The sequence below is a fragment of the Sediminicoccus sp. KRV36 genome, from assembly GCF_023243115.1.
Taxonomy (GTDB): Bacteria; Pseudomonadota; Alphaproteobacteria; order Acetobacterales; family Acetobacteraceae; genus Roseococcus.
In genome coordinates this window covers 3,435,452-3,458,213 of the sequence record NZ_CP085081.1, presented here as the reverse complement: position 1 = coordinate 3,458,213, position 22,762 = coordinate 3,435,452, and the positions used below count along the sequence as shown (strand labels likewise).

At 68.6% G+C, this 22,762-nt stretch carries 22 protein-coding genes and 1 tRNA gene; 5 read left to right on the top strand and 18 right to left on the bottom strand.

Annotated elements, in window-relative coordinates:
• Positions 1-9: 9 nt before the first annotated feature.
• The 5 genes from LHU95_RS16325 to LHU95_RS16305 all read right to left on the bottom strand — a co-directional run bounded on the left by LHU95_RS16325 (position 10) and on the right by LHU95_RS16305 (position 6,919).
• Positions 10-885, bottom strand: coding sequence for an FkbM family methyltransferase (locus LHU95_RS16325; RefSeq protein WP_248708022.1), 876 nt, complete (start codon positions 883-885; stop codon positions 10-12).
• 104 nt (positions 886-989) lie between these two features.
• On the bottom strand, positions 990-1,943 hold the full coding sequence (locus tag LHU95_RS16320) for a tripartite tricarboxylate transporter substrate binding protein (RefSeq protein WP_248708021.1): 954 nt from the start codon (positions 1,941-1,943) through the stop codon (positions 990-992).
• Entirely contained in the window at positions 1,940-4,546 is a 2,607-nt protein-coding gene (locus LHU95_RS16315) for an MMPL family transporter (protein ID WP_248708020.1), read from the bottom strand. Before LHU95_RS16315 ends, LHU95_RS16320 begins: the two co-directional genes overlap by 4 nt.
• Positions 4,536-5,987 carry a hypothetical protein gene (locus LHU95_RS16310; protein ID WP_248708019.1) on the bottom strand — a complete coding sequence of 484 codons (1,452 nt, stop codon included), beginning with the start codon at positions 5,985-5,987 and terminating at the stop codon, positions 4,536-4,538. Before LHU95_RS16310 ends, LHU95_RS16315 begins: the two co-directional genes overlap by 11 nt.
• Positions 5,987-6,919, bottom strand: a complete 933-nt coding sequence (locus LHU95_RS16305) for a ferritin-like domain-containing protein (RefSeq protein ID WP_248711574.1) — start codon at positions 6,917-6,919, stop codon at positions 5,987-5,989. Before LHU95_RS16305 ends, LHU95_RS16310 begins: the two co-directional genes overlap by 1 nt.
• Here LHU95_RS16305 and LHU95_RS16300 point away from each other — a divergent pair.
• The 3 genes from LHU95_RS16300 to LHU95_RS16290 all read left to right on the top strand — a co-directional run bounded on the left by LHU95_RS16300 (position 6,918) and on the right by LHU95_RS16290 (position 8,991).
• On the top strand, positions 6,918-7,652 hold the full coding sequence (locus tag LHU95_RS16300; protein ID WP_248708018.1) for a hypothetical protein: 735 nt from the start codon (positions 6,918-6,920) through the stop codon (positions 7,650-7,652). The two genes, LHU95_RS16305 and LHU95_RS16300, sit on opposite strands and share 2 nt — an antisense overlap.
• Before the next feature lie 2 nt (positions 7,653-7,654).
• Positions 7,655-8,179, top strand: coding sequence for a hypothetical protein (locus LHU95_RS16295; protein WP_248708017.1), 525 nt, complete (start codon positions 7,655-7,657; stop codon positions 8,177-8,179).
• Between the two features lie 128 nt (positions 8,180-8,307).
• Complete coding sequence (locus LHU95_RS16290) at positions 8,308-8,991, top strand: class I SAM-dependent methyltransferase (RefSeq protein ID WP_248708016.1); 684 nt, start codon at positions 8,308-8,310, stop codon at positions 8,989-8,991.
• Between the two features lie 282 nt (positions 8,992-9,273).
• On the opposite strand, the gene guaA is transcribed toward LHU95_RS16290, so the two are convergent.
• From guaA to LHU95_RS16245, 9 genes are all read right to left on the bottom strand, one after another.
• Positions 9,274-10,857, bottom strand: a complete 1,584-nt coding sequence (gene guaA / locus LHU95_RS16285; RefSeq protein ID WP_248708015.1) for a glutamine-hydrolyzing GMP synthase — start codon at positions 10,855-10,857, stop codon at positions 9,274-9,276.
• A gap of 15 nt (positions 10,858-10,872) precedes the next feature.
• Complete coding sequence (gene bla, locus LHU95_RS16280) at positions 10,873-11,667, bottom strand: class A beta-lactamase (RefSeq protein ID WP_248708014.1); 795 nt, start codon at positions 11,665-11,667, stop codon at positions 10,873-10,875.
• Between the two features lie 49 nt (positions 11,668-11,716).
• Entirely contained in the window at positions 11,717-12,280 is a 564-nt protein-coding gene (locus tag LHU95_RS16275; RefSeq protein ID WP_248708013.1) for a GNAT family N-acetyltransferase, read from the bottom strand.
• A gap of 12 nt (positions 12,281-12,292) precedes the next feature.
• A complete protein-coding gene (locus LHU95_RS16270) occupies positions 12,293-13,615 on the bottom strand; it encodes an RsmB/NOP family class I SAM-dependent RNA methyltransferase (RefSeq protein ID WP_248708012.1) in 1,323 nt (440 codons plus the stop codon).
• A complete protein-coding gene (locus LHU95_RS16265; RefSeq protein WP_248708011.1) occupies positions 13,612-14,322 on the bottom strand; it encodes a haloacid dehalogenase type II in 711 nt (236 codons plus the stop codon). The genes LHU95_RS16270 and LHU95_RS16265 overlap by 4 nt, the downstream gene beginning before the upstream one ends.
• Complete coding sequence (guaB, locus tag LHU95_RS16260; RefSeq protein ID WP_248708010.1) at positions 14,315-15,805, bottom strand: IMP dehydrogenase; 1,491 nt, start codon at positions 15,803-15,805, stop codon at positions 14,315-14,317. The genes LHU95_RS16265 and guaB overlap by 8 nt, the downstream gene beginning before the upstream one ends.
• 167 nt (positions 15,806-15,972) lie before the next feature.
• On the bottom strand, positions 15,973-16,746 hold the full coding sequence (locus LHU95_RS16255) for a hypothetical protein (protein WP_248708009.1): 774 nt from the start codon (positions 16,744-16,746) through the stop codon (positions 15,973-15,975).
• A gap of 91 nt (positions 16,747-16,837) precedes the next feature.
• Positions 16,838-17,524, bottom strand: a complete 687-nt coding sequence (locus LHU95_RS16250) for an RlmE family RNA methyltransferase (RefSeq protein ID WP_248708008.1) — start codon at positions 17,522-17,524, stop codon at positions 16,838-16,840.
• A 136-nt stretch (positions 17,525-17,660) separates the two neighbouring features.
• A complete protein-coding gene (locus LHU95_RS16245; RefSeq protein ID WP_248708007.1) occupies positions 17,661-18,644 on the bottom strand; it encodes a Ppx/GppA phosphatase family protein in 984 nt (327 codons plus the stop codon).
• A gap of 131 nt (positions 18,645-18,775) precedes the next feature.
• Between LHU95_RS16245 and LHU95_RS16240 the strand changes: the two genes are divergently transcribed.
• Positions 18,776-18,849 (top strand) — tRNA-Gln (locus LHU95_RS16240).
• A gap of 9 nt (positions 18,850-18,858) precedes the next feature.
• Here the strand turns inward: LHU95_RS16240 and LHU95_RS16235 are convergent.
• Positions 18,859-19,491: a flavin reductase family protein gene (locus tag LHU95_RS16235; protein ID WP_248708006.1), complete on the bottom strand. Its 633-nt coding sequence runs from the start codon at positions 19,489-19,491 to the stop codon at positions 18,859-18,861.
• 171 nt (positions 19,492-19,662) lie between these two features.
• Between LHU95_RS16235 and LHU95_RS16230 the strand changes: the two genes are divergently transcribed.
• The gene (locus LHU95_RS16230; protein WP_248708005.1) at positions 19,663-19,929 is read left to right on the top strand and encodes a hypothetical protein; all 267 of its coding nucleotides are present in this window, start codon (positions 19,663-19,665) and stop codon (positions 19,927-19,929) included.
• Here LHU95_RS16230 and LHU95_RS16225 read toward each other — a convergent pair.
• The 3 genes from LHU95_RS16225 to LHU95_RS16215 form a co-directional block, all read right to left on the bottom strand.
• Positions 19,923-21,611: an NAD(P)/FAD-dependent oxidoreductase gene (locus LHU95_RS16225; RefSeq protein ID WP_248708004.1), complete on the bottom strand. Its 1,689-nt coding sequence runs from the start codon at positions 21,609-21,611 to the stop codon at positions 19,923-19,925. The genes LHU95_RS16230 and LHU95_RS16225 overlap by 7 nt on opposite strands.
• A 171-nt stretch (positions 21,612-21,782) precedes the next feature.
• Entirely contained in the window at positions 21,783-22,127 is a 345-nt protein-coding gene (locus LHU95_RS16220; RefSeq protein WP_248708003.1) for an FKBP-type peptidyl-prolyl cis-trans isomerase, read from the bottom strand.
• A 49-nt stretch (positions 22,128-22,176) separates the two neighbouring features.
• Positions 22,177-22,647, bottom strand: a complete 471-nt coding sequence (locus LHU95_RS16215; protein WP_248708002.1) for a hypothetical protein — start codon at positions 22,645-22,647, stop codon at positions 22,177-22,179.
• Positions 22,648-22,762 lie beyond the last annotated feature (115 nt).

Below are 22,762 nucleotides of genomic sequence, written 5' to 3'. Positions count from 1 at the left end.
CGCCGCCGGTCACAACCCCCGCGGCTGGGCTCCGGCCGGGTGCACGGCGACGAGATTGCCATGCTCGCGCGGCTGTGTGGTGATCCGCACGAGGCGGTCACCCGCGAGCCGATGAATGAGGTAGCCGGCGCTGACCAGCCAATCGAAGGCGTCCTGGCTTGCGCCATGCGCCTCCAGCGCCGCGGCGGCATTGATTTCGAAGATGATCATGGGCTTGAGGCGCGCGATGCTCTGCGCGCCGCCCCGCAGCACGGCGAGTTCCAGCCCCTCCACATCCATCTTGATGAGGTCGAGCCGCGTCACCCCGGCCTCCTCCAGGATCGAATCCAGGGTGCGCGTCACCACCTGTTCACTCGGCACGCTCCCCTCCTGGGGCAGCAGCGAGAAGGCCTGCGGATCATTGCCGAGCGGCACATGATACAGCTGCGCCACCCCCTCCTCGGCGGCGAGCGCGACCGGCAGGATGGTCACCTGCGGCATGTCGTTGAGGGCCAGGTTCGCCCGCAGGGCCAGCAGCGCCTCCCGCCCCGGCTCAACCGCGATCACCCGGCCGGTTCGGCCAACCAGCGTCGCCGCGCGCAGGGTATAGATCCCGATATTCGCGCCGATATCGAGCATCTGCCCACCCGCGCCGATCAATCGGTCCAGTATGGCCAGCTCAGGCTCCGCCCGGTCCCGCATCAGGAACACCGTGACACTGGTGTAGCGGCCACCGGCCGGCACATGCAGCTTCTCGCCCGCGGGGGTCAGCTCGATCAGCGTTTCGCCGCCGCGCAGGATGTGCAGGCCGAGGCCCAGGCCACGCCCTGTGACGGTCAAGGGCTTCTCGCGAAAGCCCGGATGGTTCCACAGCTTCCGAAACTTGCCTGCCAGGCCTTGCAACATGCTCTTCTCCAGCCCGCGTCACGCGGTCACGCCGGACAGTGAATCGGGCGCCGTATTGCAGTTTGCCGGAACATGTTCCGCGCGGCCAGTTGGCGTGCGCGATGCTACTCCCGCCAGGGGTGCTGTGCCCACATGCGCTGGTAATTCTCGCGCATGGCGAACAGCACGGCGCGATGCTGATCGGGGTCCAGGAAGCGCAGCGGCAATTGCTGCTGCGTGGCGGCGGCGATGAAGTCCGGGTGCTGCATCACGCCGCGCACCACGCCAGCCAGGCGCTGCAGCACCGGTGCGGGCGTGCCGGCCGGGGCCGCGATGCCCCTGAGCGAACCATCCACCACATCGAAGCCCTGCTCCCGGAAGGTCGGCACCTCGGCCGTATTGGCCCAGCGCGTCTCGGCCATCTGGCCCAGCGGGCGCAGCACGTTCTGCCGGAAATCACCCACACCCTCGCCCATGTTCATCGCGGCCAGCTGAATGGTGCGGCCGAGAATGGCGTTGCGCACCTGGGAGGAGCCGTTGAAGGGCACATGCAGCAGCGAAGCGCCGATCTGCCGCTCAAAGGCCAGGGTGGCCAGATGGTCGTCCGAGCCGACGCCCGTCGTGCCGTAGCTGATCGTGCCTGGTGCGGCCCGCACGGCGGCGGCCAGTTCCGTGAGGTTGCGCCAAGGGCTGTCGGGCAGCACCCAGAAGCCACCCGGATCATCCACGACATTCGCGATTGGCGAAAAATCCTCCAGCCGGTAGCGCGCCTGACGCTCGATCGGGATGGTGACGAGGTTGGGCGTATTCACGAAGCCGATGGTAAGCCCGTCCGGCCGCGCGCGCGCAAGCTCCGCCCAGCCCACCTCGCCGCCCGCACCGGCGCGGTTGTGCACGACGACCGACTGGCCGAGTTCGCGTTCCATGAAGCGGGCCAGGGTGCGCGCCGCGACATCGGTGCCGCCGCCTGGCGCGAAGGCCACGATCATGGTGATGGGGCGCTCGGGCTGCCAGGACTGGGCGTGGGCGGGCAGGGCCAGCAGGGCAGGGGCGGCCAGCATCATGCGGCGCGTGGTCATGGTGTTCCTCCGTGATTTTCGGAGAGCCTGCCACGCACCGGCCCGGGCGCAAACAGCTGCAACAGGGGCGGCAGCACCAGCATCACGCAGAGCAGCGAATAAACCAGGCTGACCGAGAGCACGATGCCCATGCTCGCCGTGCCTGGATGCGGCGAGAGGGCCAAGGCGCCGAAAGCGGCCGCATTGGTCACGGCGGAATAGATCACCGCCCGGTTCAGCGGGCTTGCCAGCAGATCCCGCCGCCCCTGCTGCCAGGCCGCGACAAAGTAGATGTCATAGGCAACACCCTGCCCAAAGAGCAGCGGCAGCGCGATGATGTTCGCGAGGTTCAGATCCGGCCCGAACAGTGCGCAATGCGCCATGGTCATCAACCCCGCCAACGCCAGCGGGGCCAGGGCCAGCAGCGAAAGCCGCAGCGAGCGCAGCGTGGCCCAGAGCAGGGCCAGCACCAGCACTAGGCCCAGCACGCCTGATTGCACGAAGGCGCGCTGGATGGTGGCCGAGGATTCCTGCATGGATACGGCCAGCCCCGTCGCTTCCGGCGCCAGCGCCTGCACGGAAGATGCGAAGCGGCGCAGCAGAAGCGTCTCATCCGCGCTGACCGGGTTGGGCACCATTTCGATCCGCGCTCGCCCATCCGCCGTCAGCCAATCGGCGCGAAGTTCGGCGGGCAGGGTTTCGAGCGTCACGGTCGTGGCCGAGAGCATGGCCCGGATCTGCCCGAGCAGATGCATCAGGCCGGGCAGGGTGCTGGCCGCGAAATCCTCGCGATTCTCCACGGGGCCGCGCGCCAGCAGCGCCAGGGAACGGCCCAGCAGGGCCGCCTCACCCCCCAGGGGCACAAGCTCGCTCGCGGCCGCGCGCAGGGCGGCGACATTGGCCAGATCATCCGGCACGGGGCGTGGCTCGGCCGCAAGGGCGGGGCCGAGGAGCATGGCCGCATCCTCGATCAGGGCGAGCTTGTCCGACTGACGGTCGGGGATGAAATCGGCCAGGGTCGTGGCGCGCGCCACTTCGGGCAGGGCGGCCAGCCGTGCGGCCAGCGCCTGCGCCGCAGCCAGATCGGGCGCCAGCACCTCGAGCGTATTCGGATTGGTCTCGGCGCTGCGTGCCAGGTCGCGCCAGGTGGAGACGGATTCCGCCGCGGGGTCCCGCAGGTTGATCGGGTTGGTGTCAAACCGCAGCCATTGCAGGGCGGCGAGGCAGCAGGCGGCCAGGGCCAGCGCCAGGAGGGCCACGCCCAGCGCATTGACCGAAAGCCAGCCATCCAGGGGGCGCAGCGCGGGATAGCCCACCTCATGCGCCTCGCCACGCGGACGGGCGAGCAGCATCAGCGCGGGCAGCAGCGTCATGGCCAGGAACCAGCCGATCACCATCCCGCCGGCCGCGACCACGCCCAATTCCGCGACGCCCCGGTAATCCGTCGGCCAGAAGGAAAGAAAGCTGAAGGTCACGGCCAGGGCCGCAAGCGTCATGCCCGGCCCGGCGACGCGCGCCGCTTGCTCCAATGCGGGGCGAAGGCCGGGCAGAAGCGCGCGCTCGGCGCGATACTGCACCGCGTATTGGATGCCGAAATCCACCCCGAGCCCGATGAACAACACGGCAAAGGCGATCGAGAGCGGGTTGAAGCTGCCGACCGACACAATCCCGAAGCCGGCGGTCCAGACCAGCCCCACCACCACCAGCACCAGCAGCGGCCAGATCAGCCGCCAGGAGCGCAGCGCCATCCAGAGCAGCACCGCCACCAGCACAAAGGAGAGCACGGCATTCTCCACCGCCCCCTCGCTCACGGTGGCGAATTCCTCATCGGCCATGGGGACCGGGCCGGTGAGGCGGATGGGGATGCCAAGCCGCGCGGCCTCGGCACGGATCACCTCGGTCGCGGCGGCACCGGCCGAGAGTTGTTCGTAATCCAGCGCGGGCTGCACCAGGATCAGGCGGCGCAGCTCCAGCGGGCGCGGTGCCTGGCCGGTGATCAGCCGGACCCAGTCGGGCTGGACGACCCGCCCTTCGGTCGCGGCCTGCGCGGCCCCGGCGAAGGCGGCGATGGGGGCGGCGAGCCTGGCCGGCTCGGCCTCGCCACGCGCCAGCCCTTCGCCCATCAGCCGCAGCAGGTCAGCGAGGCCGCGCAGGCTCGGATCGCTGGCCAGGGGGCCGAGCAGGCCTTGCGCGCCGATCAGCTGCTCGGTCACCGCCTGCACGCCGGCCAGGTCCAGATAGAGTAGCCCGTGTTTCGCCCAGAATTCGCCGCCATCGGGCCGCCGGACCGAGCGGAACAGCGCCGGCCGCGCCTGCAGGGCGGCGGCCAGGGCCGTGGCCGCCGCATCGCCGCTGCGCGCATCCGGGGCGTCCAGCACGATGACGATGAGGTCCAGCCGCTGCGGGAAGGCGGCCTCCATCTGCCGCTCGGCGATGCGCCAGGGCAGATCGGCCGGGAACAGTTTCGTCACGTCGGAGTCGAGGGTGAAGCGCGTGGCCGCGAGCCAGCCCGCCGCCCCGGTGACCAGGGCCAGCAGCAGCAGCACCCAGCCGGTTCGGCGGATGGAAAGCCGCACCAGCGCCACCACGATGCGGCCCAGCCCGGCCGCCGGATCAGCGCCCATGCGCGAGCAGCAGGACAAGGCCCAGCGCGCCCAGCGCGAAGGGCCAGGCGATGGCCGCCACCAGCCGGTCCCGCGGCGCGGGCAGGCGAAGCTCCGCCCAACGGATCAGCAAGGCGAGGGTGGCGAGCAGGCAGGGCAGCAGCGCCTCGGCCGGGGGATTGCCGGCCAGGATGAGGACGATGCCCAGGATCACCGCAAAGGGCAGCACCATGCCCAGCCCGCCCGCCTCGCCCCGCCAGAGAACCCAGGCCTCCGCCAGGCCGGACAGGAGGACCAGCACGCCGAGGCTCAGTGCCGGCGCGCTCTCAGCCTCCAGGGCCAGCCCGGCGCCGAGGGGCAACAACAGGAGCGGGCCGAAGCGGGTGAGGGAGGTGCCCGGCCCGGTTTCGGCGTGCCGGGTCAGCCCACCTTCGGCATGCTTGTTCAGCGCGCCTTCGGCAGGCCCATTCAGCGCGCCTTCGGCGCGACCATTCAGCGCGCCTTCGGCGCGACGCAGCCAAGCCGAAACCGCAATCAGCATCAGCACAAGCCCAGCGACCTCGGCCGGGCCAAACGCGTGCAGCCTGAAGCGGGGCAGCAGCGCCGCAAGGTCCGGCGCGGCCGCTGGCGAAAGCCCCTGCGCCGCCAGCACGAACAGCGCCACGATCGGCCCGCAGAGCACGATGGCCAGCAGCAACTCGCACTCCACCACGCAGCGCAGCCGGGGCAGCCAAAGACTGGCCGGCGCGGCCCGCCCGGCCTCGATCAGCAGCATCACGCGCAAAGCTGCCGCAAGCTGTGCCAGAACCACGAAGCCGGCCGTGATGGCCAGCAGCGGAAAGGCCGCCGCACCGAACAGCAAGCCACGATGCGGCCAGGCGATGGCCAGCCCCACCGCCGTCAGCCCCATCCCGAGCAGCATGAGGGCCGCATGCCGCATCCCGACCACCTGGGGCACCGAAGCCGGCCAACCGCTCCCGCTGGCCGGTCCCGGCGCGCGAAGCAGCATCCAGAGCAACGGCAGATTGCCCATCCACAACGCCGCCCCCGCCTCGCGCAGCAGGGTTGCGGTGGTCAGGCTGCGTGGCGTGAATTGGCCGGGTCGGCCGCCGCTGACGGCCAGCAGCATGGCCAGGCTCGCGAAGAACAGCAGTACCAGCGCAAGCCGGGGGGAGGGTCCCTCGCGCGGGGCCAGCAGCAGGACGGCCAGCGCCGCCAGCAGCACGCCCAATCCGGCGAATTGGCCGGCGGCCAATTGCAGCGCGGCCAGTGTCATGGTGCTCAGCGCCGCAGCGCGCAGGAAAAGCTGCGTCCGGCCCATCAGCATGGCTGCCTGGCCGGCCGGCAGGCGCCGCGCCAGCGGGCTGGAGACGGTCAGCAGGAACGCCGCCCCACCCAGCAAGGCGCTGCGCGCGGCCAGCGCACCCGCTTCCAGCAAGGCAGGAGCGAGCCCCGGCTCCATCAGGCCGGTTTGGGGGTGCGCATGAAGCGCCGCGCCAGCCGCACCAGCCAGGGCATGGTCACGGGGCGCAGCAGGCGTTCGTCATAGCCCAGGAAGCGGCGGTCATTTTCGGCGAGGCAGATGTCCATGATTTCCGCCATGGAATACTCCTTCGCCGCCACCGCCTTGCCGCCGGTCACGGTGAAGTTGTTGTCCTGTGCCTGCGTCTTGCCATCCCCGTCCACCTGCTTGGCGAGGCCCATGCGCTCATAGCCAAGGAAGGCCCAGACGGCCCAGACGCGCAGCTCAAACCAGGGCCGCCGCCAGAGCGGCATGGTGGCGCGGTGCCAGGCGAGCCAATTCGCAAAAAGCAGGATGTGGCGGCATTCCTCCTGCATGACGGGTTCGAAGGTCTCGATCAGTTCTTCCGGGAAGAAGCCGGATTGGCGGGCCATTTCGAACAGGCCGAAGGCGAAGAAGCTGTCCACGCATTCGCTGAAGCCTGTGACCATGTAGGCCCATTCGGCATCCTTGGGCTTCACGTATTCGGGCTCGGGTGCCAGCTGGATGCCATAGGCCTCGACGAGCTTGGAGAGCACCTCCTTGTGGCGGTTCTCCTCCCAGCCATTGCTGGCGATGGCCTTTCTCATCTCTGGGTCGGTCAGGGTCTCGGCATAGGCCGCCATGCGCAGCATCGCCTTGCCTTCCGTCTGCACCGCGATGTCCCAGATCGGCAGGGAGGTGACGCGGTGCAGCGTCTCGGGGTCAAGCTTGGGCCAGGCGATGACCGAGGGTTTGTAGGGGTTGAAGGTCTCGGCGAACATCGCGCACATCGCGCGCTTATGCGCGGGCGAGCCGGGCTTCAGCGGCCCGCGCTCGGGGCTCACCCAATGGCGGGCCTGGCGGTCGGCCGCGGCGATGGTGGCGGCATCGGCCCCGTTGACGTGGATCATGCTGGCTTGGGCGGGGCTCAAGGCGGGACTCCGTGAGAGAGGGGAATGGTTATCCGCCTCCGGATATGGGGGCAAGCGGCGAGGGCGCCATGATGTTCCGCAAGCCGGCACGTGGAAGGCCATGGCGCCGCGGCTTGATGGCGGGCTTGCCGAGAGCTTCCAATGGAAGCGCCGCCATCTGAATTTAGAGATTGATCCCGCCATGAATCAGGCTTGTCTTTTCCCTGGCATGCGCCGGATCACGCGGTTTCTGCTGCCGGGCGTCATGGCGCTGGTTGTGGTGACGCACGCCGCCCCGGCGGCCGCCCAGTACCGCGAGGAGCAGGCCGGCCAGGTCGGCTCCGGGACTGTGGTGCGCATCTTCGAGGCCAATCGCTTCAATCGCCGCTCGGGCACCTTTTTCGACGCCAACCGCAACATGTTGCGGATCGCCTTCGGGATCGGCCGAAGCTACGGGCTGAGCATTCCGCCCGTGACGCCCGCCCCGGGCGTGCCGCTGACCATCGCGGTCAGCGCCGCCGGCTCGGGCACCCATGCATCGGAAGCCACCACGAATGGCCAGCGTATCTGGACGACACCTCCCCAGCCCACCATCGAAGCCATGATGAATTTCCGGGGACCGATGATCGTCCAGTCCGGCAGGAGCCGCTTCCAATGGTCGCTCGGCGCCTCCGTGCAGGATGTGCTGATCGCCATCGAGAATTGTACGAACCGTGCGGCAGGGTGGCGCTGACCATGACACAGCATGTCCTGTTTTCCCCGCTGGCCCTGCTCGCGCTCTGCGCGCCTTTGCTGTCCTCCGTGCCCGCGGCCGCGCAGGACAATGTGGCCCGCGAGTGGGAGCGGCGGGTCGGTGACTGGACGGTTGCGCGCTATTTGGTGGCCGGTACCCGCCGCCTCGCGCGGTGTGATTGGGAACGCAGCCAGCCCGATGGCAGCCTCCTCCGCGTGCTGGCGATGCCCGGCCGCGGCCTCGTCATCGGCTTTGCCTCCGGCAATGAGGCGCTGGACCGGCTCGGCCCCCGCTTTGCCGTGCGGTATTGGGTGGATGACGCGGCCGGCGCGCAAACCGCCCAGGCCATTATCGGCCCGCCCGGTTTTGCCCGGTTCAGCGAGCCGGATGGCGAGCCGGGCTCGGAGGATGGGCTGGCCAATGGGCAGGCCCTGTTCATCCAGGCCGGCCAGGCCACGCTGCGCTTTCCATCGGCACGCTCCAACGCGGCCTTCCGGCAGCTCTTCGACTGCGCGGGCCGGCCCTGAACGCCACTGCTCCCGAGGGAGGACGGGATTGGCGCGGCTTCCCGCGCGCGCCATTCTGGGCTTGTTTCTCAACGCGTCCCGACAGCGCCTGGGCTGCTTGGCTGCGCCGGACATAAGCGGGAGTTCCCATGTCATCCGACGGCTTTCTGCACAGGTATTTCCTGAACAACGGTCATAAGCGGCTGCACAAATGGGTGCATTATTTCGATATTTACGAGAAGCACTTCGAGCGATTTCGCAATCGCCCGGTCACCATGCTGGAAATCGGCGTCTTTGGTGGCGGGTCGCTCGCCATGTGGCGTGAGTATCTGGGCCCGCAGGCGCGCATCATCGGCCTCGACATCAATCCGGCCTGCAAGGCGCATGAGGCCGAGGGGATCGAGATCCATATCGGCAGCCAGGATGACCCTGCCGTGCTGGACCGCATCCTGGCCGAAAACCCCACGATAGACATCGTCCTCGATGATGGCAGCCACATGATGCGGCATCTGGCCGCCACGTTTCAGCACCTCTACCCGCGCATGAGCCCGCATGGCGTCTACATGCTCGAGGACCTGCACACCTGCTATTGGGATGAATTCGAAGGCGGCTTGAAACGGCCCGGCAGCTTCATGGAACTGGCCAAGGAGCTGATGGATAGCCTGAACGCGGCGCATACGCGTGGGGCGCTGCCCATCAGCGACTTCACGGCGTCAACATTCTCGATGTCCGTCTATGACAGCATCATCGCCTTCGAGCGGCGGCCGCAAGGTGCCCGGCTGGCGCCGGTGACGCAGCCCATGCCGCGCAAGGATCCGGCGAAGGGGGGATGACGCGACGCGTCGCTATTCGCTGGCTCCGGGACGCAGCCGCAGCGGCCTGGTCCTGAGCTTCGGCGGCGCCTTCGCCGCACCGCGCTCCTCGAGGCAGGGTTGGCGTCGCCGACGATCAGCGAAGCCAGGTTTCGCGCCACATGAATGATCCAGCCGCCATCCAGGCCATGGTCATCCCCTCGGGCCTTATGAGCCCGCCGACGCGGCTTCAAGACAGACCACATCCGCGCGTGCTGGCATGGCTCCGCGCCAACCGCTTCAAGGCCTGATGTTGCCGGACGCCTACTCCCACTCAATCGTCCCCGGCGGCTTGCTCGTGATGTCGTAGGTCACCCGGTTCACGCCCCGAACCTCATTCACGATCCGGTTCGCCACCCGCCCCAAAAAGCCCATGTCGAACGGATAAAATTCCGCAGTCATGCCATCCGTGCTGGTCACGGCGCGCAGCGCGCAGGCCATGTCATAGGTCCGGCCATCGCCCATCACGCCCACGGTCCGCACCGGCAGCAGCACGGCAAAGGCCTGCCAGATCGCGTCATAGAGCCCTGCCGCGCGGATTTCCTCCAGGTAGATCGTGTCCACCTTCCGCAGCAGATCCGCCTTCTCCCGCGTCACTTCGCCCGGGATGCGGATGGCCAGGCCCGGCCCCGGGAAAGGGTGGCGGCCCACGATCTCCTCGGGGATGCCAAGCTCGCGGCCGAGCACGCGCACTTCGTCCTTGAAGAGTTCGCGCAGTGGTTCCACCAGCTGCATCCGCATGCCCTCGGGCAGGCCGCCCACATTGTGGTGGCTCTTGATCGTCACAGAAGGCCCGCCAGTGGCGGAAACGCTTTCGATCACATCCGGATACAGCGTGCCCTGGGCCAGGAAATCGGCACCGCCGAGCTTATTCTGCTCCTCCTCGAAGACCTCGATGAACAACCGCCCGATGATCTTGCGCTTCTGCTCCGGATCAGGGACGCCGGAGAGCTGGCCCAGGAACAGGTCACTCGCGTCGCGATGGATCAGCTTGATGTTGAAGCGGTCGCGGAAGGTCTTCACCACCTGCTCGCTCTCATTGGCGCGCATCAGCCCGTGATCCACATAGATGCAGGTCAGCTGGTCGCCGATCGCCTCGTGCAGCAGCACCGCCGCCACCGAGGAATCCACGCCGCCCGAAAGTCCGCACACCACGCGGCCCTGGCCGACCTGCGCGCGGATCTTGGCGATGGTCTCGGCGCGATAGCCGGCCATGGTCCAGTCGCCCGTGCAGCCGCAGATGCCGTGGGTGAAGTTGCGCAGCAGTGCGGCGCCATGCGGCGTGTGCACCACCTCGGGGTGGAACATGGTGCCGTAGTAGCGGCGCTCATCATTGGCGATGAGGGCGAAGGGCGCGCCTTCGCTCTCGGCCACCACGCGGAAGCCGGGGGGCAACACGGTGATCCGGTCGCCATGCGACATCCACACCGTCTCGCGCGCACCCTTGGCCCAGACACCCTGGGTGATCGGGCAATCACCCGTGACGGTGACGGTGGCGCGGCCGAATTCGCGGGCATGGCCGCCCTCGACCGTGCCGCCCAGCTGATGCGCCAGCGTCTGCTGGCCATAGCAGATGCCCAGGATCGGCAGGCCGGAGGCAAAGGCATAATCCGGAGCGCGGGGGCTCTCGCCCTCGGTGACCGAGGCCGGGCCGCCGGAGAAGATGATGCCCTTGGGCGCGAAGGCGCGGATTCGCGCCTCAGGGGCGGCGTTGAACGGCCAGATCTCGCAATAAACCCCGGATTCCCGGAGCCGCCGCGCAATGAGCTGCGTCACCTGGCTGCCGAAATCGAGGATGAGGATGCGGTCTTGCTGGGGCGAGGTGGTGTTCATGGCGTTGCGCACCATGGCGCGCGCGCCACGTCAAGAGTGCTGAGCCACCAGCAGCCGCGCGACATCGGCCAGGGCGGCATCGCGCGCGGCTGGCTCGGCCGCGCATTCAGTGAGGAAGGCGGCAACCACCCAGGGCCGGGCATCGCCGGGCGGCCAGAGGACGCCCACCACATTGCTCGTGCCATGCGCGGCGCCGCCGGTCCGGTCCCCCACGCGCCAGCCAGGCGGAAGGCCGGCACGCAGCCGCGCCCCGCCCGTGCCGTTGCCGATCATCCAGGCCTGGAACTGCGCGCGTGATGGCTGGGAAAGCACGTCCCCCAGCGCAATCCGCCCGAGCGTCGCGCCAAACGCCTCCGGGGTGCTGGTATCGCGCGGATCGCCGGGTGTGGCCTCGTTCAGCGTGGGTTCCGTGCGGTCGAGCCGGGTTGTTGCGTCGCCTGCCCGCCGCAGCCAGGCCGTCAGTCCCGCCGGCCCGCCGACCACGCCGAGCAGGAGGTTGGCGGCGGTATTGTCGCTGATCGTCATGATGGCGGCGCAGAGTTCGCCGAGGCTCATTTCGCCGCCGGCGCGGGGCTGCGTCACCGGCGACCAGGGGATCAGCCCTTCGCGCGGGACGGGCAGGCGCCGGTCGAGGCGGTCCTCGCCCGCATCCACGCGGGCCAGGATGGCGGCCGCCAGCAGCGCCTTGAAGGTGCTGGCCATGGGGAAGCGTTCCGCCGCGCGATGCGCGAAGCGCGTGGCCCCGTCCTGCGCTACCACACCCAGGCGGCCGCCTACCCGCGCTTCGATCTGCGCGAGGCTGGCAGCCAGGGCAGGCCGTGGCAAAACTGCTGACAGCCCCGCGAGGAGCCAGGGGCGCCGGCCTGGCATCGGTTCAGCGCGGCAGCTTGGTGGTGGCGGTCGCGGTCAGCAGCGTGTGGATCGGCTCCCACGCATAGGCGAGCTGCGTGGTCTTCTGGCCGGCGAAGACCATGTCCTCCCGCGCGGCCAGCTTGGCGCCCAGCCGCTCGTAGAACCACCGCGCGGGATTGTCCTGCAGCACCCAGGCAAAGGCCGATTCGGCCCCGAGCGATGCGAGGTGCGAGGCCATGGCCCGCATCAGCCGCCGCCCGATCCCGCGGTCGCGGAAATCATCCAGCAGATAGAGTGTTTCCACCTCGCCCTCGGCGATGGCCTGGCGCCGGGACATGCCGCCGGTGATGAAGCCGATGATGCCGCCGCCCGGCATTTCCTGGCCATCGGCGATGGCCACGAAGCCCGCATGCCCGCCGCGGCGTTCCAGGATGCCCCGCTCATAGCCGAGGCTCTCCTGGTGGGCGGAAAGGCTGGTCAGATAGGCTTCGGGGAGCACGCCGGCATAGGTGCTGCGCCAGGTGGCCAGGTGCACGCGCGCCATGGCGTCGGCGTCGGAGGGGCGGGCGCGGCGGATGGTAACCATCGCAGCCGGTGCCTAACCCGCCTTTTCCAGGGCGGTTCGTTCCAGCACGGCGCAGAAGAAGCCATCCGTGCCATGCGCCCCGGGCGAGAGCAGCAGATGCTCGGCCGTGGTCGGGGGGGTGCCGGGCAGGCCAGCCTCGGCCCAGGCCGTGCTCAAGGGGATGGCGCGGAAGGCCGGGTGGCTCGCCAGGAATGCCTCAACCTGCACTTCATCCTCCTCAGGCAACAGCGAGCACGTCGCGTAGACGAGCCTACCCCCAGGCTTCACCAGATGCGCGGATGTGGCGAGAATTTCATGTTGTTTCCCGAGCAATTCCCTCAGGTCCTCGGCCCCTGTGCGGCTGCGCGCATCAGGGTTGCGGCGCCAGGTGCCGGTGCCGGTGCAGGGCGCATCCACCAGGACGCGGTCGAAGGTCGCCGCACGGCGCTTCACCCAGCGATCTCCCGCCTCCAGCAGATGCGTCTCGGCATTGTGGACGCCGGCCCGGCGCAGGCGCTTGGTGGCCCCCTCCAGGCGCGGTACCGAGACATCGCAGGCGGTGACGCGGCCCTGATTGTTCATCGTGGCGGCCATGGCGAGCGTCTTCCCCGCCGCCCCCGCGCAGTAATCCACCACGCGCATGCCGCCCCGCGCGCCGACCAGGGCCGCGATGATCTGACTGCCCTCATCCTGAACCTCGATCACGCCAGCCTTGTAGGCGGCGGTCCCGGTGATGGGGGTACGCCCGGGCAGTCGCAGACCCCAGGGCGAAAAGGGGGTGGTTTCCGAGATGAGGCCCTCGGCGCGCAGCGCGGCCTGGGCCGCTTCACGCGTGGATTTCAGCAGATTGACGCGCAGATCGAGCGGCGCGGTCGCTTCCATGGCCAGCGACTCGGCGTCCAGCGCGTCGCCGAAACGGGCGGTCAGGCCCGGCATGGCCCAGTCGGGCAGGTTCATGCGGGGACCGTCGGGCATTTCCTTGCCGGTCAGCGGCTTGCCGACGAGTTGCTCGCCCACGCCCATCTCACCGGCATCGAGCGGGCCGGCGGCGAAGCGCCCGCCATCGAACAGCCGCGCGGCCTCCACCAGCTTGCGCTTTTCTGCCAGCAGCAGGTGAGCCAGCACCAGCAGGCGCGGTGTCAGCCGCGCGCCGGTCTGGGCGATCCACCATTCCAGCCGCAGCCTTTGCCGCAGCACGCCCCAGGCCAGGTCGGACACGGCGCGCCGGTCACTGCCGCCGATGTAGCGCCGTGCGCGGAAGAAATCCGCGCTGATCGCATCGGCGGGCCGGCGCGGCTGGTCGAAGACCGCATGCAGCAGGTCAATCGCGGCGGAGAGCCGTCCTTCGGGCGTCACGAGACGAGATCAGGGAGGGAGGAGAGGTCGGTCAGGCTTGGCACGCCGGCGGCTTCCAGCCCGTATTCATCGGGCGCGTTGTTGCGATTGATGCGGATGGCCTGGTAGCCCGCCGCGAGCGCCGCCTGGGTGTCCCAGGCATTGGCCGAGACGAACATCATGCGCGCGGCCGGCAGGCCAAGCCTGTGCTCGGCCAGCGCATAGACGCGCGGATCGGGCTTGAAGATGCCCACCGCCTCGACCGAGAGCAGCGCATCCAGCAGGGTGGCGATGCCCGATGCGGTCGTGGCTTCCACCAGCATCATCGGCGTGCCGTTGGAGAGGATGGCCGTGCGCGTCCCCTTGGCCTTGAGGGCGCGCAGCATGGCCGGCACCTCCGGATAGGCATCGAGGCGGCGATAGGCGTCAAGCAGATCCTGGATCAGGGAGGCATCGCGCAGGCTGTAGCGCGCGCAGACGAAGCGCAGCGCCTCCACCGTACAGGCCCAGAAATCCTGGTGACGGGATGGCCCTGTCAGGCTGCGGACCCAGGAGTATTCCAGCTGCTTCACCCGCCATTCCTGGGAGAAGGCCGCCGCTTCCGGCCCCAGCCGGACAGCGTGGCGCAGCACGGCCGAATGCACATCCAGCAATGTGCCATAGGCATCGAACACCACGGCCTCGATGGCGCGCTCCGGCGCGGCCGGAGGCTCCCAGCGCTCACCCATCGTTGCGGTAATTCGGGGCTTCGCGCGTCACCGCTACGTCATGCACATGGCTTTCGCGCAGGCCCGCATTGGTGATGCGGCGGAAGCGCGCATTCTTCTGCAGATCCGCGATGGTGGCGCTTCCGGTGTAGCCCATGGCCGCGCGCAGGCCGCCGACCAACTGGTGAATCACGGCTCCCACCGGGCCCTTATAGCCGACGCGGCCTTCCACGCCCTCGGGCACCAGCTTCAACTGGTCGCTCACATCGGCCTGGAAGTAGCGGTCGGCGCTGCCGCGGGCCATGGCGCCCAGGCTGCCCATGCCGCGATAGGACTTGTAGGAGCGGCCCTGGTAGAGGAACACCTCGCCCGGGGCTTCATCAGTGCCCGCGAACATGCTGCCCATCATCACGCATTCGGCGCCACCCGCCAGCGCCTTGGCGATATCGCCGGAATTGCGGATCCCACCATCGGCGATGCTGGGCACACCACGCTCCCGCGCCGCCGCCGCGCATTCCATGACTGCCGAAAGCTGCGGCACGCCCACTCCGGCCACGATGCGCGTGGTGCAGATGGAGCCGGGCCCGATGCCGATCTTCACGGCATCCGCACCCGCCTCGATCAAGGCGAGCGCGCCTTCGGGCGTGGCCACATTGCCGGCGATGATCTGCACCGTGTTGGAGAGGCGCTTGATGCGCTCGATCGCGGCCAGCACGCCGCCGGAATGGCCATGGGCCGTATCCACGACGATGACATCGGCCTCGGCCGCCACCAGGGCCTCGGCCCGGCGAATACCCTCCTCGCCGACGCCCGTGGCGCCAGCGGCGCGCAACCGGCCGAGGCCATCCTTCACGGCATTGGGATGTGCCTCGGACTTGTCCATGTCCTTCACGGTGATGAGCCCGACGCAGCGGCCGGCATCATCCACCACCAGCAGCTTTTCGAGGCGCCGCTTGTGCAGCAGGGTGCGGGCCTGTTCGGCCGAGACATTCTGCGGCGCGGTGACCAGGTTCTCCCGCGTCATCAATTCATAGACGCGCTGCTTGGGGTCGGTGGCGAAGCGCAGATCCCGGTTGGTGATGATGCCGACGAGGCGGCCCGTACCGGGCTCCACCACGGGGAAGCCCGAGATGCGATGGCGCGCCTTGAGTTCCATCACATCGGCGAGCGTCTGCTCGGGGTTCACCATGACCGGGTTCACCACCATGCCGCTTTCGAAGCGTTTCACCTGGCGGATCTGGTCGGCCTGTTCGTCGGGGGACATGTTCTTGTGAATCACGCCGATGCCGCCCCGCTGGGCCATGGCGATGGCCATCGGCGCCTCGGTCACGGTGTCCATGGCGGCCGCGATGAGCGGGATGTGCAACGAGATCTCCCGCGTCAGGCGGGTGCGCGTATCGGTCTGGCTGGGCAGCACCGTCGAGTAGGCGGGCAGCATCAGGACATCGTCAAAAGCATATGCCTCTGCGATGCGGATGGGTTCTGCGAAATCAAGAGCTGCCATGGCGGGGCCTTTCGGGCGGTCACACGACCTTGGCGTGCTGCCTTAACCGGGCGCGCGCCTTGCGTCCAGCATTGCAATATGACGGTCTGGCATGCGCTACCGCCGGTACCGCATCGCCACCATGGAAAGCTCGCTGCTGTCCTTGAGGCTTTCTCTCAATCTGCGGGCTATTGCGGGCCGGTCACCAGGAGCTGCGGCACGTAGGGAGCGAGGGCGACGAGGCCGGACCCGGCCTCCCTCACCACCATGCACCGCCCGATCCAGTCCAAGGCCGACACCACCGCTTGGTGCACGCGGTCAGCGGCTGGCCCACCCTTGGGCAGCGCCCCCGCCGTGGCAACGGAGACCGCGCTGCCCATCGCCCCCATTAGGTCGGTTACGCCGGCCGCGCCCACGAGGTGCCAATTCTCCACAGCCCACCGCAGGGCCGCGACCCGCCCCTCAATCGCCGCCCGGGCGTGGGCAGGATACGGTACGCCGTCCAGCGCCTCGGTCACCGCGTCAATGCGCTCTATCAGATCGGGGGTTACGCCCTCGCCGGGGCAGCCCTCCGGGAACTGCGCATCGAGCAGGTCGGCCACCATCCCCAGCAGATTCAGGCGGTCACTGGTCACGTACTGTGCCGCACTACTCCAGGGCTGGCCGAGCATGTGCGGCTCCAGCGCTGCTTTCAGGTTCGCGACGACCTCCCTCGCCTGGCTCTTCGACCGGTTGAAGCGGTCTGGAAGTAGTTCGGCCTGCGCGCCGACGGTCGTCACGAGCCGTGCAGTCTGCTCAAGAGACCAGTAGATCGGCACCTCGGAGGGCAGGCCCATGGCCGCCCGCCAACGTTCGTGCAGCGGCCCCTGTGGCAAGCCTGGGTCCGACAGCTTGCTGAAGGCGGCGTGCAGCACTGCAGCGCTCGATGTGATCCCCTGCGCGGGTTCCTGATCGCCATCCATCAACTATTTCCCCCAAGTGGCACCGCCGCTCCCAGCGCAACACAGTCACATTCTCGGTCCACCCACGTCCACCATCCGCTCCAACTCGCCCTCAGCCGCGCTTGAACCCGGTCGCGACCACGTAAAGCTCGCTGCTTTCCTTGCGGCTGGCGGGCGGCTTGGCGTGGCGCACCTCGGTGAAGCTGAGCCTGAGGCGCTCGAGCATGGCTTTTTCGCTGCCGCCCTGGAACACCTTGGCCACGAAAGCGCCGCCCGGGGCCAGCACCTTCACCGCGAAATCGAGGGCGAGGGCCGCGAGGTCCATGATGCGCAAATGGTCCGTCGGGCCATGGCCCGTGGTGTTGGGCGCCATGTCGGAGAGGACGAGGTCGGCGAAGCCGCCCAGGGCCGCCAGCACCGCGGCCTCGGTCGCGTCGTCCTGAAAATCGCCTTGCAGGATGATGGCGCCGGCCAGGTTGTCCATGGGCAGCAGGTCCAGCGCCACGACCTGCCCGCGCTCACCCAGTTGGCGCAGCACCACCTGCGTCCAGCCGCCAGGTGCCGCACCCAGATCCACCACGCGCTGGCCGGGTTTGAGCAGCTTGAAGCGATCATTCAGCTCGGTCAGCTTGAAGGCCGCGCGGGAGCGATAGCCGGCCGCCTGGGCCATCTTCACATAAGGGTCGTTCAATTGCCGCAGCAGCCAGCGCTGGCTCGCATTGCTGCGGCCGCGGGCGGTTTTGACATTGGCATGGGTGCTGCGGGGACCCGGGCCCTGCTTGATCGGCGGTTTGGCCATGCTGGGCGTTTAGAGCAGATCGGCCCGCGCGGGAACGCCGCCCGGGCCAAAGGCCCATACCCGGGCCATGGGTTGCGGCCGAAGCCTCCGCCAGGGGAGGAGCGCCGCCCGCGGAGATGCCAGGCGCCCTCGACCGCTAGGCGCGGCCGCCGCGCATGAGGCGCATCAGCATCCCCTCACGCAGGCCACGATCGGCCACGGTGAGTTCGCCCACCGGCCAAAGCTGGCGGATGGCGGCATAGACGGCGCAGCCTGGCAGCACGAAATCCGCCCGCTCCGGCCCCACGCAAGGGTGCGCGGCGAGGCCCTTGCGGCCCATGGCAAAGAGTTGCTCCAGCGCGGCGTCGGCCGCCTGGGCGTTGAGCCGTGTGCCATCCACCAATTGCCGGCGATATTTCGGCAAGGCCATGACCACCCCGGCCAGGGTGGTGACGGTGCCCGAGGTGCCGATCAGCCGCACCCCGCCCGCGCGAATCTCCTGGCCAATGCAATGGAGCCGGTCAAACTGGGCCAGCCTGGCATGGATATCCTCCACCACGGCGGCGAAGCCATGGGTGGAGAAGCAGTCGCCCCCCTCGCGCTCGGCCAGGGTCACCACGCCAAAGGGGATCGAGATATAGCCGATCAGTTCGGGCCGTGGGCCGGTGCGAATCCAGGCGATTTCCGTGCTACCGCCGCCGATGTCGAACAAAATGGCGCGGCGGTCCCCCGGCTCCAGCAGGGGGGCACAGCTTTCCATCGCGAGCTCGGCTTCCTCGCGCGGGGAGATGATGCGCGGGCGCAGGCCGGTTTCCTGGGCGGCACGGGCCAGGAAGGCCGGGCCATTGGCGGCACGGCGGCAGGCCTCGGTCGCGACGGCGGCCAGACGCCGGACCGGGCGGCGGTGCAGGCGCTCGGCGCAGGCCGAGAGGGCGGAGATGGTCCGCTCCATCGCGGCATCGGAGAGCGCGCCGCTGCCGGCCAGGCCCTCACCCAGCCGGACGATTCGCGAAAAACTGTCCACCACGCGGAAGCCATGGCGCGTCGGCGCGCCGATCAGCAGGCGGCAATTATTGGTGCCAAGATCCAGCGCCGCAAACAGCGCGGGCGGTGGAGCCGGGCGAGGGAGGAGGGCACTCATCGGGGGATGGCGGGTCCTGCGGGGGGCGATGCTGTCATGATCATGAAGCAGGGCTGTCATCGCAAGCGGGAACTGCGCTTGGCAAGCGAGAAATGCGGTGTTAGGACCCCTGCCTGCCGAGCGGGCGCGCTTGGGGGATAGTTTAACGGTAGAACTTCCGACTCTGACTCGGACAGTCTTGGTTCGAATCCAGGTCCCCCAGCCACGCGGCCTGTCACCGATCGGGCTGACCCGCGGCGAACGCCCCGCCATCGGTGGGGCGCAACGCCTCGAACATCTCCGTCACCGCCGCGTAGTCCCGATAGCCGCAGCGGGCCAAAGGCTCGGCCGCCGCCGTGTCAAAGCGGCCATCCCGGAGATACGCCTCGTCGATATGCACGCCGACGACCTGGCCGATGATCATCCAGCCTTCCAGCGCCGCCCCGTTCGCATCCTGCAGGCGGAAGGACTGCGCCACCCGGCATTCCAGCGCGGCGGGTGCGGCGGCCACGCGCGGCGCCTTGACGATGCGGCAGGGCGCCGTCTCCAGCCCCGCGGCCTCGAACTCGCTCTCACCGGCCGCCAGCGCCGCGGAGGAGATGTTCATCGCGTCGAACAGGCGCCGGGTGCAGAGGTTGAACACGAACTCGCCGCTGGCGATGGCATTGGCCGCGCTGTGCTTCATCGTCTCGCTGGTGAAGGCCAGCATGGGCGGGCGCGAATGGATCGCGTTGAAGAAGCTGTAGGGTGCCAGGTTCGGGCGGCCCTGCGCATCCAGCGTGGAGATCCAGCCGATGGGCCGGGGGGCTATGATGGCCTTGAAGGGGTCATGCGGCAGGCCGTGGCCGAGACGGGGTTCATAGAACATGGCAGCCCTCCAAAGCGGTCAGTGTGGCGGCCGGGCCCGGGCCTGGGAAGCCGCTTGCCACTCCTGGCAATCGCCGCCATTTCGATGCCATGCCAACCGGTGGCGCGAATCCGCGTTAGGCATGTGCAGGACAGGCCGGGCGAGGCCGGATCCGACCAGGAGGAATGTCACGTGTTCAAGGTGCTCTACCGCTTTTCAGGCCATAATTACGCAACGCGGATGGAAGGCGGCGGCAAGTTCTCGGAGGGGCAGCTGCAATTCCTCACGATCCCGCGCGTGGGCGAACATGTGGAAATCCTGGACCACAAGAGCATGTCCGTCGCCAATTCCCGCACGATCGATCCGCAGCATAATGGCAGCTACGTCGTGGAGCGCGTGACCCACAGCCTGGTCGAGGGCACCAACGAGATCGTGCTGAATTTGCGCCGGGACTACTGAGGCACCAGCCCCGCCTCGCGCGCCTTGATCTGCATCGCCAGGAATTTCGAATAGATCCGGCATTGCGCGAGGCTCCCGGCGGTGAACCACAGGCCCTTCTGCGCCGTCGGCCGCCACATGTTCCGCAATTCGCCCCCCGCATCAAAGCCCCAGACGGGGCCGATCCGCTCGGCCACCGCATCGCCCAGATAGGCGCGCGCCGTCTCCTGCTGGTTCTTGTAGCCGGTGGCCAGCACCAGCAGTTCCGCCGGGGCCAGGCTGCCATCGCGCAACCGCACGCCCTCGGCCACGAAGCGGTCCACATCGGCATATTGCAGCAGGCCGATGCGGCGCTCGGCGATGAGGTCCGAGCAGCCGACATTGAAGTAATAGCCGCCGCCGCGCTCCAGGTATTTCATCTGAAACCCCATCGAGCCTTCGTCATTGTCCAGCCGGAAGCCGACGGCGGCCAGGGAATCCAGCAGGGGCTGATCCACCAGGCGCGAATGCGTCGTCGCCCTGCGGTAGGAATCGCACAGCGCGGGATAGGGCATGGAGGTTGCCAGCAGGTCGCAATCCTCCACCGGCAGCCCCTCGGTGTAGATGGAATAGACGCGCTGTGCCTCGACCAGGCTCACGATGTGAGTGGGGCTGCGCTGGATCAGCGTCACTTCGGCGCCGCTGGCGTGCAGGTCCTGCGCTACGTCATGGCCGGAATTGCCGGTGCCCAGCACGATGGCGCGCTTGCCCTTCCAGGCATGCCCCTCGGTATAGGCGCCCGAATGCAGCACCGTGCCGGCGAAATCGTCGAGGCCGGGAAGCCTGGGCCGGATGGGAATGCTGCTGACGCCTGTGGCAAAGACCAGATGCCGCGGTCGCATCACGCGGCCGCTGCCGTCGGCGCGCTTCAGCGTCACCTCCCAGGCCGTGCCGTCATGCTGGCCTGAGATGAGCTCCGTTCCGGTCCAGAAATTCAGCTCCATCGCCTCGACGTAGAATTCGAACCAGTTGGCCAGCTTGTCCTTGGGGATGAAGACCGGCCAGGTCTTGGGGAAGGGCAGATATGGCAGGTGGTTGACCTGCGTCTCATTGTGCAGCGTCAGCGCGTGGTAGCGCTTGCGCCAGTTGTCGCCGATGCGCGCCGCGCGATCCACGATCAGCGTATCCACCCCCATCTGGCCGAGGCGCGCCGCGATGGAAAGCCCAGCCTGGCCGCCGCCCACCACCAGCACCGCGGGGTCGTGATCCGCATAGGCGCGGGCGCGGTTGCGCTTGTCCAGCCAGTTTTCGCCGCCGAATTCGCGCGAATAATCGGGCAGCTCCACCTGCGCCGCACCTGCCAATTCGCCGAGCGCCGTCAGCAGCGTCCAGGCGCGGCCCTCCACGAGACGCGCCACGCCATGGCCTTCGCCATGCTCCGCATCGAAGGCAAAGATCACCTCCAGGCAATCCACGCCCGCACGCTGCACGCGGCGCGGCGGGGAGCGCTCGGGGTCGAGCCGGAAGTTGCGCGCGCGGGCGCCGCGCAGGGCGGCGGCAATGGCGGCGGCGCCGCTGATGGTACGCAACTCCCAGGTGAAGGCCAGCACATCGCGCCAATGGCCGTCCGGCTGAAACAGCGCGCTGGCATCGCCCGCCGCCAGCGCCGCTTCGAAGTGGCCCAGCCAGGCCGTGGCTGTGGCGCTGTGGTCCATGGCGTTCATTGCCGCGTCTCCCCTGATGGCGCCAGCCGAGCGCGCCGAGGGCCAGCCGTCAAGCAAAGGCGGCTGTCAGGACCCTCTCCGCTTCGGAAGGCGCGGGGCATGTGGGAAGACCACGCGGCTGCTCACCCGGCCGGGAGAGATTGAGAGGGCAGGGCCCTCTCAAACCGGGCGTCAGCCGACTTCAAGCAGTTCCACGTCAAACACCAGCGTCGCGTTGGGCGGGATCACGCCGCCCGCGCCGCGCGCGCCGTACCCCAGCTCCGGCGGCAGGACGAGGCGGCGATGGCCGCCGATCTTCATGCCGACCACCCCCTGATCCCAGCCCTGGATGACCTGGCCTTGGCCCAGATGAAAGCGGAACGCGTCTCCCCGGTCGCGGGAGCTGTCGAATTTGCGGCCCTTGTTCTCGGGGGCGGCGGCGTCGAACAGCCAGCCCGTGTAATGCACCGCAACGGGGCGCCCGGCGGTCGCGGCTTCGCCCGTGCCCAGCGTCACATCGGTGAAAAATTCGGTCATGTGGAATCTCCAGGTGATGCGGGGGGACGGCCCCCGCATCTGGCCTGTATCAGCGTGGCACGATTTCGGAAATCACCAGCTGCGCCGGCACCCCCGCGCCACGGCCATAATGGCCGATCCAGATGTCGTACTGGCCGGATTGCGGCTGGTTGAAGATGATCCCGGGGTCAGTGCCCTTGAAGTCATCATTGCAGATCCAGCGCCCGTTCGGCAGGTTGATCACCAGCGTCACATCGGTGCGCGCCGTGGCCGAAATGAACAGCGGCAGCCCGCCGCCCGCGCGATAATTCAGCCGCACATCAGGCGGCGTTGCGATCGAGCCGACGCAGCCCGGGCCGCCGATCCGCTCGGCCGGGATGGAGCCGCCGGCGGTGACGTTCACGATGGTCGGGTCGGGTGCGAAATTATAATTCAGGTTCAACGTCCCGAAGGAGGGGCGGCGGTTGAAATCCTGGGCCAGGACGGAGCCCGCCGTGAGGGCGAGGGTGGCGGCCGAAATGGCCAAGGCGCGTGCGAGCATGATGGGCTTCCTTGGGGGATTGAGCGTGGGGCGGCGCGGTTGATCCGGCTCGCCCACCCAGACTTGAACGCCCGGGCCGATCATGCAACGGCGATTTTGTCCTTCCCGCCAAGAA